This window comes from Streptomyces sp. NBC_00310 (genome assembly GCF_036208085.1).
GTDB lineage: Bacteria > Actinomycetota > Actinomycetes > Streptomycetales > Streptomycetaceae > Streptomyces.
In genome coordinates this window covers 9856379-9873125 of the sequence record NZ_CP130714.1, presented here as the reverse complement: position 1 = coordinate 9873125, position 16747 = coordinate 9856379, and the positions used below count along the sequence as shown (strand labels likewise).

Here is a 16747-nt window from a genome sequence, read left to right as displayed (position 1 = left end):
GTGATGAGGCATCGGGTTCGCGACACGCGCGATGAGCATGATCTGTGATCTTGCCGGCGGCCTGTTCCCGCTTCGCGCACGACGACAGCGGGTGTGTGAAGGACCTGGACGTGCCGTATGCCTCAGTAGGCTTGTGCGTCGAGCAAAGGAGCCCTGCGCATGAGCTTTCGCCTGAAGGCGATCACCCGCGAGGATCATCTGACATTCGTGCGGGCCCGGCCTGCGGTGAGTCACATGCAGGTTCCTTTGTGGGGCGACGTGAAGCCGGACTGGCGGGCGGAGAGCCTGGGCTGGTTCGACGAGAGCGACCGTCTCGTCGGCGTGGGACTGGTGCTGCTGCGGCCGTTGCCGAAGCTGAAGCGGTACCTCGCCTACTTGCCCGAGGGGCCGGTCATCGACTGGGCTGCGCCGGATCTTCAGCGGTGGCTTGAGCCGATGCTGGCGTACTTGAAGGAGCAGGGGGCGTTCTCGGTGAAGATGGGGCCGCCCGTGGTGGCCCGCCGCTGGAGTGCCGAGGCGGTCAAGGCCGCGATCGCCGACCCGCGTGCGGGGCGGCTGCGGGACGTGGAGGCGACCGTGCACGAGCCGCGGGCCCTCGACCTCGCCGACCGGCTGCGCCGGATGGGCTGGCAGCGGACAGAGCCCGGCGGCGAGGACGGCTTCGCCGCGGGACAGCCGCGCTACGTCTTCCAAGTGCCGTTCGCCGGGCGGTCGTTGGAGGAGGTCCAGCAGGGTCTCAACCAGCAGTGGCGCCGCAACATCAAGAAGGCGGAGAAGACCGGCGTCAAGGTCGTCCAGGGCGACTACGAGGACCTGCCCGCCTTCTACGGCGTCTACGTGGAGACCGCCGAGCGGGACCGGTTCCTTCCCCGCCCGCTGGCCTACTTCCAGCGGATGTGGACCGCGTTGACAGCTGAGGACCCGGACCGCATGCGCCTCTACCTCGCCCACCACGAGGGCGAGGTGCTCGCGGCGGCCACGATGCTGATGGTCGGCGAGCACGTCTGGTACTCCTACGGCGCCTCCACCAGTCGCAAGCGCGAGGTCCAGCCGAACAACGCCATTCAGTGGCGGATGATGAGCGACGCCCACGCGCTCGGCGCCGGTGTCTACGACTTCCGGGGCATCACCGACACCCTGGAAGAGAGCAACCACCTGCTGGGACTGTTGCGGTTCAAGGTCGGCACCGGCGGCGAGGCCGTCGAATACCTCGGTGAGTGGGACTTCCCGCTCAACAAGGTGCTGCACAAGGCCCTCGCCCTCTACATGTCCCGCCGCTGACACCGGGGCCGCCTCGTGCCGATCGTCGACGCCGATGCGGTGAGCGGTGAGCGGTGAGCGGTGAGCGGTGAGCGTGGAACGCCGACTGCGGGCGGGTGAGTCGGCCTGTCGGTCGTGCGGGGTGGCACTCGCGTGGACAGGGCGACCCAGTCCGGCCCCGCTGTCGTCGGGTCAGCCGAAGTCGAGCGCCTCCTGGGCGAAGTCGGCCGGCACCGGGCCCTGATGGGGTCGCCAACGGCGTAGAGACACCTCTGACTCGGAGGGGAGGCGATCGGACCCAGGACGCGGCCGGAGAAGATCCACCGTCCCCTTCCAGGCCGATGCGCTGACCTGCGGCGGGGTGCGGGCCCGGCTCGGCGCGGCTTGCGATTTCAGCGTCGGTCTGTGCGGGGCCGATGGTGATCGGCTCCGGTGACTGTCCGTCTGCGGAGCACAGGCGGCGGCCGGCCATCGCTTCGTGAGGGTGAAGGGCGCACGACCATCCGGGTGTCGACCGCGCGGCGTGCTGTTGACCGTGGTGCGTGTGGTGTGCCCTGAGAGCTTGTGACGGCTCACCCGTGAAGGAGACACACGGCATGTTCGGACAGTCGCAGGCGTTCAGCGGCTTCGCGGTCGACGACCTTGGCGAGGCCCGCCGGTTCTACGGTGAGACCCTCGGTCTCCAGGTGGAGGAGACCGGGCAGGGGGACATGGGGATGCTGACCCTCACACTCGGCAGCGGCGCGCGCGTCTTCGTCTACCCGAAGGAGACGCACGTCCCCGCAACGTTCACGATTCTCAACTTTCCTGTGGACGACATCGAGGCCGCCGTCGATGAACTGGAGCGGCGCGGTGTGAACCTTGAGCGCTATCCCGGATTCGACCATGACGGGAAGGGCGTCGTCCGGGTCGGTGACGGCGGTCCTGCGGCGATCGCCTGGTTCACCGACCCCGCCGGGAACGTTCTCTCCGTGCTCCAGGAGCACTGACGATCGGGGCCCCGTGCGGCATTGCTCGGATGTCGCTCTCCGGCTGCCGGAACAAGGTCGGATACCCCACGGTGCCGCAGAGCCGCTGTGGTGCGAGTGGAGCCCCGGACGGCGGGCACGCGTGCTGTGGGTGGAGCGCGCGTGCCCGCCGTGGAAGCGTTGCGGGAGCTCTGAGCGATCGGCGTCACCGCCCCGGCCGGGACATCGGATTCAGGAGAGGTCGAACCGATCGAGGTTCATCACCTTGTCCCACGCGGCCACGAAGTCACGTACGAACTTGTCTCCCGCGTCCTGGGACGCGTAGACCTCCGAGACGGCTCGGAGCTGGGAGTGTGAGCCGAAGATGAGGTCGACCGCGGTGGCGGTCCACTTGAGCTCGCCTGTGGCGCGATCCCGGCCTTCGAACACGTTCTCGTCCGAAGTCGACGTCTTCCACTCCGTGCCCATGTCGAGCAGATTGACGAAGAAGTCGTTGGTCAGTGCCGCCAGCCGGTGAGTGAAGGCGCCGTGCGAGGATCGCTTGTAGCCGGTTTTCAGCACCCGCATGCCGCCGATCAGCACCGTCATCTCGGGGGCGGTCAGCGTCAACAGGTTGGCGCGGTCCAGCAGGAGCGTCTCCGGCGACAGCTTCTCTCCCGCGCGGACGTAGTTCCGGAATCCGTCGGCCCTGGGTTCGAGCACGGCGAACGACTCCACGTCGGTCTGTTCCTGCGAGGCGTCCGTACGCCCCGGTGCGAACGGGACGGTGATGTCGTGACCGGCGTTCCTCGCGGCTTGCTCGACGGCCGCGCACCCGCCCAGGACGATCAGGTCGGCGAGCGAGACCCTCGTGCCGGCGGCATGTGAGAGATTGAAGTCCTGCTGGATCTGCTCCAGCCTCTGCAGCACCTCCGCCACCTCGGGCAGGTGGTTGACCTCCCAGTCCCGTTGCGGCGCGAGGCGAATCCGTGCCCCGTTGGCCCCGCCGCGCTTGTCGGTGCCGCGGAAACTCGCCGCGGACGCCCAAGCGGTGGTGACCAGTTGGGAGACGGACAGTCCCGAGGCGACGATCCTGCTCTTGAGAGCAGCGATGTCCTGGTCCGTGACGAGTTCGTGATCGACCTCGGGGACGGGGTCCTGCCACAGCTGCGGCTCGGGAACCCACGGGCCGAGGTAGCCCGTGACGGGCCCCATGTCGCGGTGCAACAGCTTGTACCACGCCTTGGCGAAGGCCACCGCGAGCTTGTCCGGATTCTCGTGGAAGCTCTTCGAGATCGGGCCGTAGACCGGATCCAGCTTCAGCGCGAGGTCCGTCGTCAGCATCATGGGAGCGTGCCTCCTCGACGGATCGTGAGCGTCGGGCACCGTGCCCTTGGCCGAAGGATCCGTGGGGGTCCACTGCTTGGCACCGGCGGCACTCGTCGTCAGCGCCCATTCGTATCCGAACAGGTTGTCCAGGTACCCGTTGTCCCACCTGGTCGGCTCGGAGGTCCATGCGCCCTCGAGCCCACTGGTGAGCGCGTCGGCGCCCTTGCCGCTGCCGTACGTGTTCCGCCAGCCGAGACCCTGCTGCTCGACGGGTGCGGCCTCGGGTTCCGGACCGATGTACGCGGGGTCCACCGCACCATGACACTTGCCGAACGTGTGGCCGCCGACGATGAGTGCGACCGTCTCCTCGTCGTTCATCGCCATGCGCCCGAATGTCTCGCGAATGTCCCGGGCGGCGGCCATCGGATCCGGATTGCCGTTGGGCCCCTCCGGATTGACGTAGATCAGTCCCATCTGCACGGCACCGAAGGGAGCGGAGAGTTCCCTGTCGCCGCTGTAGCGCTCATCTCCGAGCCAGATGTCCTCGGACCCCCAGAAGATCTCCTCGGGTTCCCAGATGTCCTCTCGCCCGAATCCGAACCCGAACGTCCTGAACCCCATCGATTCCATGGCACAGTTACCGGCGAAAACCAGAAGGTCGGCCCAGGAGATCTTCTGTCCGTACTTCTGCTTGACCGGCCACAGCAAACGGCGCGCCTTGTCGAGGCTCGCGTTGTCCGGCCAACTGTTGAGGGGGGCGAAGCGCTGAGCGCCGCTGCCGCCACCGCCCCGACCGTCGGCGACGCGGTACGTGCCCGCGGCGTGCCAACTCATCCGGATGAAGAGCGGCCCGTAGTGGCCGTAGTCGGCAGGCCACCATTCCTGTGACGTCGTCATCACCTCGAAGACGTCCTGCTTCAGTGCGTCGAGGTCGAGGGTCGCGAACTCTCTCGCGTAGTCGAAGTCCTCGTCCATCGGATTGGAGCGGGACGAGTGTTGGTGGAGAATTTGAAGGTCCAGCTGATTCGGCCACCAGTCCCGGTTCGTCCTGGGCCGAGTCGCCGTGGGGGTCGGGGAGGCGATTGCCGGGTTCTCGCTTTCGCTGCCGGACACGTCGTCCTTCTTTCTGTCTCGGTGATTCCACGCACCATGCCGATGAATGTGATGTCGGCGTCCGTATGGTCGCGCACCGCAGACGGCACCGCTACGAAACACGCAGAGCACCCCCGCATGACAAACGTGCGAGCAGAGGATTCTTCGCTGCCTGGAATTCGATTTCCAGGCGACGGGGCCGGGGCGCCTGCCCTGACGCTCGTGGAGCGGACGGCGCGGCACACCGCTGAGTTCGGCCATGCAGCCGGGGTCTTGCTCACGGCGGACTTGTGACCGTAGCCACCCCGGGTGGCCGACCTTACGTCGACGCTGCCCGGAGCCATCGCGGCTCGCACGGCCGAGCGCCGACGCGGACGCGGACTCGACCGACCCGAAGCTGCCACTTACCCCGCAGGCGACACAGCCGCGGAAGGAACCTCGCACCTTCACCTGACGGCACGTCAACAACGACCCGGGTGCGGCAGGCCATCGAGTGGTACGCGCACAGACACGGCACCGTCGACGGCTACCTACTGCGCCCCTGTACCGTCTGGCGAGCCGTCCATTTCGGCGGTTGGGGCCCAAGCCTCCTTCGACCCCGCGCAGCGAAGCAACCGCAATCAGTAGCACTCCTGGCCATGACGACTACAGGACATTCTTGATGACGTCCTCGTTCGTCCCCAACGTGGACGGTCTCGGCGACCGAAAGTCTGTAAGAAGCGGAGCATCACACACTCCTGCTGAACTGGTTCCGGACCGCGCGCCCCTGGGGCGGCGGTGGAAACTTCTACTTCGGCGTGGGCGGGGTCTGGCATGCCGATGAACGAGCCGGTCCGCGGTAGGCCGAATACCGCGCCCCGAACATCAACTTCACTGACCACCCAGACACCACAGAGTCCCCGTCAGAGATCTGACGGGGACTCATGAACAATCGAGGCCTGGTGAGCAGGTCCTGTTCGATCAGACGCGCTGATAAGTGGCGCGCCAGCCTTCTGCCGGATTCGGCGGTGTCAGGACGAGGGTGTTGCCCGATACTCGGAACGCGCGCGTCAGGCTCTGCCCGATGAGGTCACGCGCCAATGACGATTCGACGGTCACAACGAACGTCCTGGCGGCTTTGTCGATGGTAAAAGCCCCGTAGAAGGCTTCGTACCCGTTCTTCGTGTATGGCGTGTCGGGAGCGTTGGCGTCAGGGTTCATCGCCTGCACCGACATCGTGCCGGACTTGGTGAAAACGATCTGGCCGGAGTAGGGCACAGGTTGAAGGTTTCCCTCGGTGCCGACTTCCAAGGATGTCATACGCCACACGCCAACGAGGGAACCCGTACCGCGCTCAGTCGCGCTGGCCTGAGCGAAGAAAGGTACGGACACCAGGAGCGCAAGCGCCAGCGCCAGCCAGAGTCGCGGAACCCTGAGTTTTGTCATCATGCTTCGTCGATCTCCTCAGACTTCTCAGATGATAGAAGCGGCGAGTAGCAGATCCCCGCCATTCGTGAACATGCATGCCCCCCCGCGCAAACCGCCCGGATTCGACAGAGATCCCAGATTGCGGTTGCGGTTGCGGTTGCGGTGCACCGATTGCCCGGTTGCCCAAGTCATGGAATACCTCCCGCAAACGCAGCGGCGGTTCGGTTGCCATCGATCGGTGGGACACGCCTGGCCGTAACCGCTGACAACAGAATCCCCCGTATAGGGATTCGCTGCCCGGTCACGTCGAAAGAATCGCATCGCCCACTCTGCCTCCGGAAGGGAGAGTTTCCTCCCTGGATGCCTCAATCCCTGCAAAGAACAGACCAAAGACGGGCAAAGCGCCAGGAAAGGTTAATTGTCAAGAACACGCCATTCGATGATCGTCACCTGACGCCTTCGCATCCTCCGCCTCACAGCCCACCGGCGGGACCGAGGTGATCATGAACGACCAGGGCCGGCCGCCCGCCGCCCTGCCGCACCCGCCCGACCAGCACTCTGCCGTCCATGCGAGCAGCATCACCCCCGCCGGAGCCGTGGAACCCGGCGCCCATCCGACGCGGTAGACGGGGCCCTCAACTTGCCCACCGGCCTCCGAACAAACCCAAACGGCCCGCCAGTCGAACCGGCGAGCCGTCACAAATTTCGAGGCTAGTGAGCCCCTCTCGCGGTGGGTGCGATCACGTACTCCAGCAGGACTTTACTGTCTGGCTCGACAACGCTTCCGGGACGGCTTGAGGATACCCGGTCGCCAGTCCTCTCTCGGCCGACTACCAACCGCCGTCGACCTGAATGTTCTGGCCAGAGATCAGGTCCGACACCGAAGTCGACAGGAATACGGCTGCGTTGGCGATGTCAACGGCCTCGATTCGGCGCTTGATACTTTGATTCTCGAGGATCCACTGGTGGTACTCTTCGCGCTTTTCACCTCGGTCCCGGAATTCAGCCTCCGAGACGACTGCACCAGGCGAGATGCCGTTCACGTTGATCAGGTATTCACCGAGCTCGCGGGCAAACCCTTTGATCAGGCCGTACATGGCCCCCTTGGAGGCGATGTACGGCACATAGCCGTCCCATCGACCTGTCAGGGTCAACGAGGTGATGTTGACGATCTTCCCGTAGCGCTTCATCTTCATCTGCTGGGAGCAGACACGTGACAGGACGAAGGCGGCCGATGAGTTCACCCGAACCTGGTCCTCGTATTCCTGGATGGAGAACTCATCGTGCTGCTTGAAGATAACCAGCGCTGCATTGTTGACCAGCACGTCGATTCCGCCGACCTCGTCGGCCAGCGCTGCCACATTGGCCTCCAGTCCGGCCAAGTCGTTCAGATCGGAGCCGAAATAACGCACGCCCTGAGCAATGCCGTCCAGTACCTTTTGCGGATCGGGCGCGTCCGGCCGATCCAGCGCGATTATGTTGGCACCCTCTTCGGCATAGCGGGCGACCAGCGCCTGCCCAATTGTGCCGAGGGCGCCAGTGATGAGGACATTCTTCCCGGAGAGTTCGGGCACGCGGTCTTCCATCCTCTTTTCCCTTTCTGTACATCACGTCGACTGACGTGGCTCTGGTTGAATCGTCCGGACAAATACGGAAGCTACCCTGATTGGCAGCGATTCAGTTACGTCGATATGGTTCACCATGTCCGATCCACCACGGCAACGCATTCTGGGTCGCTAGTACGGCTCGCGCACCGCATCTACGACATGACCATCCGGCCGATGGGGAAGGAGGCCGCCATCACACGAGTGGCTGCAAAGTCGTCGCCGACAATCGTTGATCAGGGCAACCGGTCATGGGCGGTTCTTTTTGCGGGGGTTACTACGGGATGAAGGCGCCCTTGCCCGACGTCTGCTTGTCGAACAGCTCATAGGCGTTCGCGTAATCAGTGAGCTTCCAGCGCTCGGTGAAGAGCTCATCGACATCGACGCCGCGTTCGACGACGAAGTTGGCGCAGGCCTCCATCGCCGGAATGGACATCGTCCACGAAGTCGTCGCGGTGATCTGCTTGTACAGGTGCTCGGCGAGGTCGAAGTGGATGGTCGAACCGACTCCGACCCAGCAGGCGGCACCCCACAGGTCCAACACGTGCAGCGCGGCTTGCGCGGCGGATGACGCGCCCGAGGTCTCCAAGCTCTTCGAGACGCCACGGCCGCCGGTGACATCGCGGACGGCGTCGGCGACCGACTCCACCTGCGCGGGGTTGATCGTCCGCCACGCACCGAACTCGTGCGCCCGTTCCAGGCGGGCGGGCGAGATGTCGAGGGCGACCACGCGGGCACCCATGGCGACGGCGAGCTGAGTGCCGGCCAGTCCGACCGGGCCCTGACCGAAGATTGCGATGGTGTCGTCGCCAGTCAGATTCAGGCGCTTGAGCGCCCCCCAGGCCGTTCCCGTGCCGCAACTGATGGCCGCAGCGGCTAGGTACGACAAACCGTCAGGCATGGGCAGGATCGCACTGAGCGGCACTTTGGCCAGGTCGGCGTGCGATCCGTGTGCGGTGTTACCCATGGCCACAGCTCCGTTGCGGCACATCTGGGTCCAGCCGGCGTGGCACTGGTCGCACTTGCCGCAGCCGAAGTAATGGTGAACCATGACCGACCGGCCGAGCCAGCTTCCGGGAACCTCCGAGCCCGCTTCGACGATCACACCGGCAGGTTCATGGCCGGCGATCCTGCCGTGCGTCCCACTCCTGGATCCGCGGTACATGTGCAGATCAGACCCACACATACCCGACGCCTCGATCCGGACGACGACCTCATCGGGTCCCGGTGTCGGGTCCGGAAGAGTCACCAGTTCGAGTTTGCGCTCGCCTCGAAACACGATCCCTTGCATGCCGCTCCTAAGGATGCGCTGCGATCGACAGGGCCGTTCCCGACCATAGTTAAAGATTTTGCATACTGCGATTCAGTCAGACAATAGTCAGACTGTACCTTGCTTGGCAAGCCTTTCCCCTCATGCCCAACACCAGCTGGCGATTCGAGCCCGCGGTCGAGACACCGAGGAGGGAGGGCGGTAGTCAGTGACTGACAGGCGCGGCATGCTCTTGGGGCTGATCACGTTTTCGACTGCGTCCGTCCGGACCTGGAAGCGCTGCCGCCCAGTGATGACGGGATCGCCACCAACTTGCGCCCCCCTGTGGGCCCGGAGCGGTTGAGCTGCGTGTGCGGTCGATGACGCCGACCGAGTAGCTCGACGCTGCCATGGGGCCGCCATGCGAAGGGCGTAATGGCCCTCGCCGAGCTGGACGGGCCTCATCGAGGCGAGGTTCGCGAGCGTCCTGCGGCCGAGGTATCCCGCAGCCTGCTCTGCATGATGCAAAGCTGGGCGCCGAGTTCATCGCCGCAACGGGCAGCGACCTGGACGCATTCGGCAGTGCTGACCGGCTGGATGGCTTCGCGCCGTACGCCGAGTGGACCTCATAGGTGGGGTACCTCGGCCAGCCGCTCCAGCAGCGCGGGACCTCATCGGATACGGCCTCGGGTGCTCACGGAGTTGGCCAAGGGCCCGCCGGATCAGCGTAGATGCGCCGGCATGCACGGTCTTCCACGAATCGCGGGGCGCACCCCTGGTCTTGGCAGCACGTACCGAGCCGCGATCCTGGGCGCCACCGAGCTGACAAGGCCGCCACTCACCGGGCGTCACACGACGACACCGGAGCCCTGTTCGCGGAGCCAGGCCCCATGTCGGTCACACGTGCCGGTTCCATCCACCGTCGACATAGATCCGCTGTCCTGTGATGTACCCGGCCAGCGGAGAGCACAGGAAAGTGATGAGGTTGGCCGCGTCGGCGGGATCTCCGAAGCGCCCGGTTGGGATTTCCCGCTCGAGCCAGTCCTGCTGATCCTTTTCGGTAGGGACGAACTGAGGGATGAAGTTGTTCTTGATCTGGTCGGTCAGCAGGTAACCGGGCGAGACGCAGTTGACAGTCACGCCGTCCTTTGCCACCAGGCGGGAAAGGCCCTTCGCCCACATGAGGACGGCCGCCTTGGATGTGAGTGAGCCACTCACATGCTGCGGCTCCGATGTCGCGGTGAGATTGACGATTCGTCCGAACCCCCGTTCCCTCATGCCCGCGATGAATGGCGTGGTGAGCCTTCTTGGAGTCGTGAAGTTGAGACGGAACGCTTCGCTCCATTCCGCCTCAGTGGTCTCCAGGTCGAACGGTCGAGCCTGCCCCAGGTTGTTGACGACGATGTCGACGCCGCCGAACTCGTCCATGAGTCTCGCTGTGACACGGCCAAAGGCCCCGTCATCGAGGAGGTCGTCGATGATCAGCACGGGTGCCGGATCACCCTCCGCTCGAATCTCGTCGGCCAACGCCTCGAGTTCGGGGGCTCGCCGGGCGACCACGATGGTCTGTACTCCCTCGCGGGCCAGCGTCTTCGCGGTCTCTCGCCCGATGCCCGCGCTGGCTCCCGAGATCAGGGCTGTCTTGCCTCTCAGGCTCAGATCCACAGTGGCTCCTGTTTCCGTCCGCTTCGATGTGTGCTGACCACGGCCCGTCCTCGGACCTTCCCTGAGTGGGTACGCCCTTCGTCAGGCGCGTGGGTTGAACGGGTCGTTGATCGTTCCCCCTGTAGTGATCCACGCGGTCTTCACTTCGGTGTACTCGTGAAGCGCGTCGACGCCGTTCTCTCGCCCGGCACCCGACTCCTTGAAGCCGCCGAACGGGGCGACGTAGTTGACCTTGCGGTAGTTGTTGATCCAGACTGTGCCGGCTCGGAGCCGTCGGATCAGTCGATGAGCCCGCGACACGTCATTCGTCCAGACACCGGCGGCGAGGCCGAAAGAGGTGTCGTTGGCGATCTGCACAGCCTCGTCCTCGTCCCGGAAGCGAATCAGTGCCGCGACCGGGCCGAAGACCTCCTCCCGTGCGATGCGCATGTCGTTCGTGACCTCCGTGAACACGGTCGGCGCAATGAACAAGCCACGGCTCAGCGAAGGAGCGTCGGGACGTTTCCCTCCGGTGACAAGGCGTGCGCCTTCTCGCACGGCGATGTCCACGTAACCGAGGACCTTGTCGTACTGCGACCGGCATGCGACGGTGCCCATCTCACTCGCGGGGTCCATCGGATCGCCGATCTTGATCTCCGAGGCCCGCTGTGCAAGTACGTCGGCGAACTCGTCGTAGATGTCGTTGTGAACGAGCACTCGCGATCCCGCCATACAGGTCTGCCCGGTCGCCGCGAATATCCCCGCCATGACTCCGTTGACGGCGTTGGGAAGGTCAGCGTCCGGGAAGACGATGTTGGGGGACTTCCCGCCCAGTTCCAAGAACACCCGCGCCAAACGGGAGCCGGCTGTTGCCGCTATCTGCTTCCCCACGGCGGTGGACCCGGTGAACGAGATGTGGTCGACGTGTGGGTGCTCCACCAAGTGGCGCCCCGCTTACCGCCGCCCGAGACGACGTTCACGACACCCGGGGGGAATCCCGCTCTTTCGATCAGCCGGGCGAGATAGAGCGTGGAGACGGGTGTGATCTCCGAAGGCTTGGCAACCACAGTGCAGCCGGCCGCCAGGGCGGGAGCGAGCTTGGCGATCAGCTGGGCGATGGGGCTGTTCCACGGGGTGATCGCAGCCACGACACCGACCGGCTCGCGGAGCGTGAAGGCCTGCATGTCGGGATTGCTCACGGCGAGGGTATGGCCGATCGGATGCTCCGCAAGCCCGGCGAAGAAATAGCAGGCGTTGGCCTGCGCCTTGGCCTGATCCGCGACCTCACGCCATAGCTTGCCGTTCTCCTGGACCTGAAGCCGGGCGAGCTCCTCGGAATGCTCGCTGACAAGGTCCCCGAGTCTGCGCAGAAGACGCGCTCGCTCGAGAGGGGTGGAAGTCGACCAAGGTCCGTGCTCGAAGGCACGGCGCGCAGCGGCGACGGCGTCGTCCACGTCCTGCTTCGTGGCACGTGGGCAGGTTGCCCACGCCAGCCCCGTCACAGGGTTGAAGGACTCGAAAGTTCCCCGGTCGGAGGCTTGACGCCATTCGCCGTCGATCAGCATTGCGTCGGGCGTCATCGTGCTCGTATGTCCGGTGTCGGTCATGCGTCGTACCACTCGGCCATCATCCGGCTCTGGTCAGCGGTGGGGCCGAAACGTTCGATCGCCTGCTGTGTGAACTCCTGCACCAGGTTGCCGATCGGAGTCGAGTGGCCAAGGGCCTCCGCGAGCTCGTTCGCCAGGCGGACGTCCTTGAGCATGAGTTGGAGGGTGAACCCCTGTGGCTTGTACGCTTCTCCTGAGAGCAGCTGCGGAAATGTGTACTCCGTGGCGTAGTTCCGGCCGCTCGACCTGTTGATGACGTCGACGACGACCTCTTGCCTCATCCCTGCCGCGACTCCCAGACGGATGGTCTCCAACGCTGCAAAGCGGTTGCACGCGTTGAGCAGGTTGTTGACGAGTTTCATCGCGTGACCCGACCCGACCGGGCCGACATTGACCACCTCGGTCGTCACTTCATGAAGCAGGTCCTGGATCCCGGCAAAGACATCGGGGTCGGCACCAACCATGAGCGTGGCGGTTCCCTCGCGCGCCCTTCGCACGCCACCGGCGATCGGGGAGTCGACGTAGGTCACCTGCCGTTCCGAGAGCGTTGCCACCAACTCCGCGTCTGTGGCGGGGGTGCCCGTGGTGGTGTCGATGATGATCGTTCCCGCTGTGAGGCCGAACGCCAGGCCCTTGGGGCCCAGCAGCAGATCCTTCACCTGGAGAGGGCCGGGAAGGCAGAGGAAGATGGTCCGGCACTCCTCAGCGATCTCTTCCGGTGTCGCGAATCGAGCCCCCTGAGTCACCAACTCCGCGGCAGCAGCAGGGTTGTGGTCGCTGACCAGGAGGTCGTGACCGTTCACCAGCCGACTGGCGATCGAGGAACCCATCGCGCCCACTCCGATGAAGCCGATCCTGGCCATCCACATCTCTTTCTCGTCGAGTCCGAACCGCTCTCGGGCTGGACGGCGTCAAACCGTCTGCCCGCCGTCCACGACCATGGCGTGGCCCACGACGAAGGACGACGCATCCGACGACAACCACAGGACCGCGTCGGCGATCTCTTCGGGGGACCCCATCCGGCCGATTGGTTCTTGCGCTACAACCCGGGCACGGCCCTCGTCGGTGCCCCCAGTGAATCGGTCCATCATCGGGGTCTGGATGATCCCGGGGCACACGGCGTTGATCCGCACACCGAGCGCGGCGTAGTCGAGAGCCGCCGCCTTGGTCATGCCGACCACCCCGAACTTGGTCGCGCAATAGACGGCCTGGCCCGCGATACCGACCACGCCGGCGCCGGAGGCGGTGTTGACGATGGTGCCTCCACCTCCGGCGAGCATCGCGGGCACCTGGCTCTGCATGCACAGGAAGACGCCCTTGAGGTTGACCGCGATCAAGTGGTCGAGGTCGGTCGCGCTGATCTCGGCCAGGGGTGCGACCGGCTGCTCGATCCCGGCGTTGTTGAACGCTGCGTCGAGTCGGCCGAAACTGTCGAGGGTCGCCTGGACCGCTCCCGAGACCGCCGCCTGAGAGGTCACGTCGCAGGTGAGCGCGATCGCGGTTCCGCCGCCCTTCTCAATCTGGCGAACGGTTTCCGCTGCACCCTCCTCGTCGATGTCGACCGCTGCCACCGAGGCACCGGCGCGCGCGAAGGCCAGCGCGGCGGCGCGGCCAATGCCCGCTCGACGCTCCGGCGACGAAGGCCACCTTGTTTGCGAAGTCCAGGTCATGGTCGCCCTCCAGCCTGGGACATTGCACCTTCACCAGGCATCACAACTATCACATCAGGGATACTGTCAGACCATAGACATATCGTAAAGTGTCTTGCACTCTCACGGAACGAGGTGCGGCATGCCCGGAACCGAACAAGACGCCTCTCACCACTTCGCAGCGATGGCAGCGACCGTCACCATCGAGGCTTTGGACAGCCCTGCGATCGAGGCGGCGAAGATGAGCATCCTCGACACCCTGGGTGTCGCCCTGGCAGCGAGTGGTGCGGAACCGGCGGCCCAAGCTCTCCTTGACTTGGTGAAGGGGGACGGCGGTCGGGGCGAAGCGTCTGTATGGGGGCTGGGTCTGCGGGTCCCGGCGGTGAACGCCGCCTTCGCCAACGGCGGCTTGGCTCACTGTCTGGACTTCGACGACCAAACGCCCTGGGGTCAACACGCCGCGAGTTCGGTGGTGCCGACTGCCATGGCTGTGTCTGAGCGCAAGGGTTCGGTGACCGGCGCCGACCTGATCGCTGCCGTCGCGGCCGGACAGGACATCTTCGCCCGCCTGCGGTGCCACGTCGGATGGCGCAAGGACTGGAACCTGTCCAGCGTTCTCGGCATCTACGCCGCGACTGCCGCGGCGTCCCGCGTGCTGGGCCTGTCTGGCTCCGCCCTCCAGCATGCGCTCGGCATCGCAAGTCAGCAGTCCGCCGGGGTCATGGAAGTCATCGCCGGCACGGGCAGCGACCTCAGGGCGCTCTATGCGGGATTCTCGGCGCGAGGCGCCGTCACAGCTGCGCTGCTGGCCGAAAAGGGCCTAACTGGCGTTGACCGACTGTTCGAAGGCCCCGTCGGCGTCTTCAACACCTTCTTCGCTGGTCAGTACGATCGCGAGCTGATGCTGGCCGAACTCGGTAGCGACTACCGAGGCGCAGGCACCTTGTACAAAACCTGGCCCTCGGTCGGAACATCGCACAGCCATATTCACGCGACGATCGAGCTCATGTCGGAACACGACCTGGAGCCAGAAGCCATCGAGGAGATTCGCGTCTTCGTGGGGGACTACCACAACCTCATGTGCACCCCTCTGGACGTCCGAAGGGCGCCGCAGACACTTGTCGACGCAAAGTTCAGCCTCCCGTACCTCATTGCACTGGCAGCCGTTCATGGGTCGGTCAGGCTCGCACATTTCACCGAGGAGGGAGTCCGCGACCGGCGAGTCCGCGCCACAGCCGCCAAGGTCGTCCCCGTCGAGGACAGTTCCCTCGACTGGAAGCTCGAACTCCCTCCGGGGCGCATCGAGATGACGACCACAGACGGCCGGACTTTCGCCAAGCACGGGGCCGGTTATCCAGGTAGTCCGGATAAGCCCACCACGTGGGATGACCTGTCAGGAAAGTTCCGGGACTGCGCAGCCGCTGCGGCATGCCCTCCTCCGCCTGAACAGGTCGAGGTCGTCATCGAACTGATCAAGAACCTGGAATCCGTTGCCGACGTTGCTGAGATCAGTCGGCGTCTCGCGTGAGGAGCCTGCTTCCTCAGCATCAGAGGGCGCATCGCATACCGCGGTGGACGCGCGCCACTGTGCCACTGCTCCCGAACGACGCCGGGAGGCAGGTCGGCGGCCGGCCTCACGTTTGCGCCATCGGCATTGCCCTCCCTGGCCAGGCTCGGCCGCTGCACGCGTGCGAATGCAGGTGATGGTCGCGTCCACGGCCCCCCAAGCCCGGGAAGCAAGGGAGGGGATGGACGAACAAGATCACCGGACGCTACAAAAGCCGGAGCAGCTCAGTCGCCAGTGGGCCCGGTTTCCGGCTCAGCGGCAAGCTGATCCAGCTCGGGGCCCTCGCATCCGCAAGCACTGATCTGGCGACCGTATCGGAACGCCACATGCAGGCGCTGGTCGAGGAGTTGAGCGAGACGTGCCACGTGGGTGTGCTGGAAGGGCACGCCGCCGTGACAGTCGCCCTAGTGGACGGCTCGTACGCCGTGCGCATGCACTCCTGGGTCGGCAAACGCGACGAGGCCCACACCACGGCGATGGGCGAGGTGTTGCTGGCAGCCCTGCCGGAGTCCGAGCTGCACGCGCTCTACCCGGACGGCCCGCTGATCCGGCGCACGGACACCATGATCTCCACCGCCGCGGAGCTCCGGAAGCATCTGACAGTGGTTCGCGATAGCGCGTTCGCGCTCGACGACGAAGAGTACGAACACAGCTTGCGCGCGGTGGCGGCACCCATCCACGACCGCACCGGTGAAGTGATCGCGGCAGTGGCCATCTCGGGCGCCGCTTCTCGGCCGGCGAAGCCGCAACTGGACAGCTCCGTCGAGAAGGTCCGAGGGTGTGCGGCGAAGATCAGCGCCGAACTCGGTGCCCCCTGAAGCGGCACCCTTGCCGGTCGGCGAGACCGGCTGACCGGGGCCTCAGGGCGTGTCGCGGCCTGCACCGGTCCCCGGCCCTCAAAGGCATCGAGGCGGCCATCGAGCCGACCAAAGCCCTGTCCGGAGGCGGCGCACGCAGGCTGTGTCCGCGATGATCAGAGAGTCTTTGGCGGCCGTTTTCCCTCGCCGCAATAGCCCTCGGAGGCCCGCTTCACGCTTCGGCGCGGCACATAGGTGACGTGCCGGCCGGGTGCGGCGAACATGACCGGTGGCAGGGCGGCGATCCTGCCCTGCAGGTCCACCGCCATCGCAGGCGCTCGGCCGCGTCGCGGACCGCGGCGATCAACCAAGGAGCGATGACCGCAGTCTCAACCAGCACGTCACAGCGTCCCGGAGGAGCAGGTGGCCATGCGACGAACGTCACCACACCGGCGTCTGGGCATCAGCCATGGCTGGTCCTCCCGAACCACCCCCGATTCCTGAGTGTGCGGTAGACGCATCCGGATGAGACTCGTGATGAGCTCGTGATCAACTATCTGTGAAGTTCCCGCTGTTGCTTCCGCATGTGGAGACA

The 16747-nt window shown here is 65.4% G+C and carries 11 protein-coding genes and 1 pseudogene; 4 read left to right on the top strand and 8 right to left on the bottom strand.

The genetic code is table 11. The annotated features are described in order from the left end of the window. The first annotated feature begins 159 nt into the window (after positions 1 to 159). Positions 160 to 1281, top strand: a complete 1122-nt coding sequence (locus tag OG202_RS43060) for a lipid II:glycine glycyltransferase FemX (RefSeq protein WP_328224520.1) — start codon at positions 160 to 162, stop codon at positions 1279 to 1281. Positions 1282 to 1856: 575 nt separating this feature from the next. After that, positions 1857 to 2249, top strand: coding sequence for a VOC family protein (locus OG202_RS43055; protein ID WP_326574300.1), 393 nt, complete (start codon positions 1857 to 1859; stop codon positions 2247 to 2249). A 210-nt stretch (positions 2250 to 2459) separates the two neighbouring features. On the opposite strand, the gene katG is transcribed toward OG202_RS43055, so the two are convergent. From katG to OG202_RS43015, 8 genes and pseudogenes are all read right to left on the bottom strand, one after another. Then, positions 2460 to 4649 carry a catalase/peroxidase HPI gene (gene katG / locus OG202_RS43050; RefSeq protein ID WP_328224519.1) on the bottom strand — a complete coding sequence of 730 codons (2190 nt, stop codon included), beginning with the start codon at positions 4647 to 4649 and terminating at the stop codon, positions 2460 to 2462. A gap of 939 nt (positions 4650 to 5588) precedes the next feature. Next, entirely contained in the window at positions 5589 to 6056 is a 468-nt protein-coding gene (locus OG202_RS43045) for a lipocalin-like domain-containing protein (RefSeq protein ID WP_327726587.1), read from the bottom strand. A gap of 809 nt (positions 6057 to 6865) precedes the next feature. Continuing rightward, the gene (locus OG202_RS43040; RefSeq protein ID WP_326574303.1) at positions 6866 to 7621 is read right to left on the bottom strand and encodes an SDR family oxidoreductase; all 756 of its coding nucleotides are present in this window, start codon (positions 7619 to 7621) and stop codon (positions 6866 to 6868) included. A gap of 295 nt (positions 7622 to 7916) precedes the next feature. After that, positions 7917 to 8930: a zinc-binding dehydrogenase gene (locus OG202_RS43035; protein ID WP_328224518.1), complete on the bottom strand. Its 1014-nt coding sequence runs from the start codon at positions 8928 to 8930 to the stop codon at positions 7917 to 7919. A gap of 855 nt (positions 8931 to 9785) precedes the next feature. Continuing rightward, the gene (locus tag OG202_RS43030; RefSeq protein WP_327726589.1) at positions 9786 to 10553 is read right to left on the bottom strand and encodes an SDR family NAD(P)-dependent oxidoreductase; all 768 of its coding nucleotides are present in this window, start codon (positions 10551 to 10553) and stop codon (positions 9786 to 9788) included. Between the two features lie 81 nt (positions 10554 to 10634). Continuing rightward, positions 10635 to 12097, bottom strand: a pseudogene (locus tag OG202_RS43025) (aldehyde dehydrogenase). A gap of 38 nt (positions 12098 to 12135) precedes the next feature. After that, entirely contained in the window at positions 12136 to 13008 is an 873-nt protein-coding gene (locus OG202_RS43020) for an NAD(P)-dependent oxidoreductase (protein WP_327726590.1), read from the bottom strand. 42 nt (positions 13009 to 13050) lie between these two features. Then, positions 13051 to 13809, bottom strand: coding sequence for a glucose 1-dehydrogenase (locus OG202_RS43015; protein WP_328224517.1), 759 nt, complete (start codon positions 13807 to 13809; stop codon positions 13051 to 13053). A gap of 121 nt (positions 13810 to 13930) precedes the next feature. On the opposite strand from OG202_RS43015, the gene OG202_RS43010 reads away from it, so the two are divergent. Together OG202_RS43010 and OG202_RS43005 are read left to right on the top strand one after the other, a co-directional pair. Further along, positions 13931 to 15316, top strand: coding sequence for an MmgE/PrpD family protein (locus OG202_RS43010; RefSeq protein ID WP_327726592.1), 1386 nt, complete (start codon positions 13931 to 13933; stop codon positions 15314 to 15316). 233 nt (positions 15317 to 15549) lie between these two features. Then, on the top strand, positions 15550 to 16173 hold the full coding sequence (locus OG202_RS43005; protein WP_443052366.1) for an IclR family transcriptional regulator: 624 nt from the start codon (positions 15550 to 15552) through the stop codon (positions 16171 to 16173). The last annotated feature ends 574 nt before the right edge of the window (positions 16174 to 16747 follow it).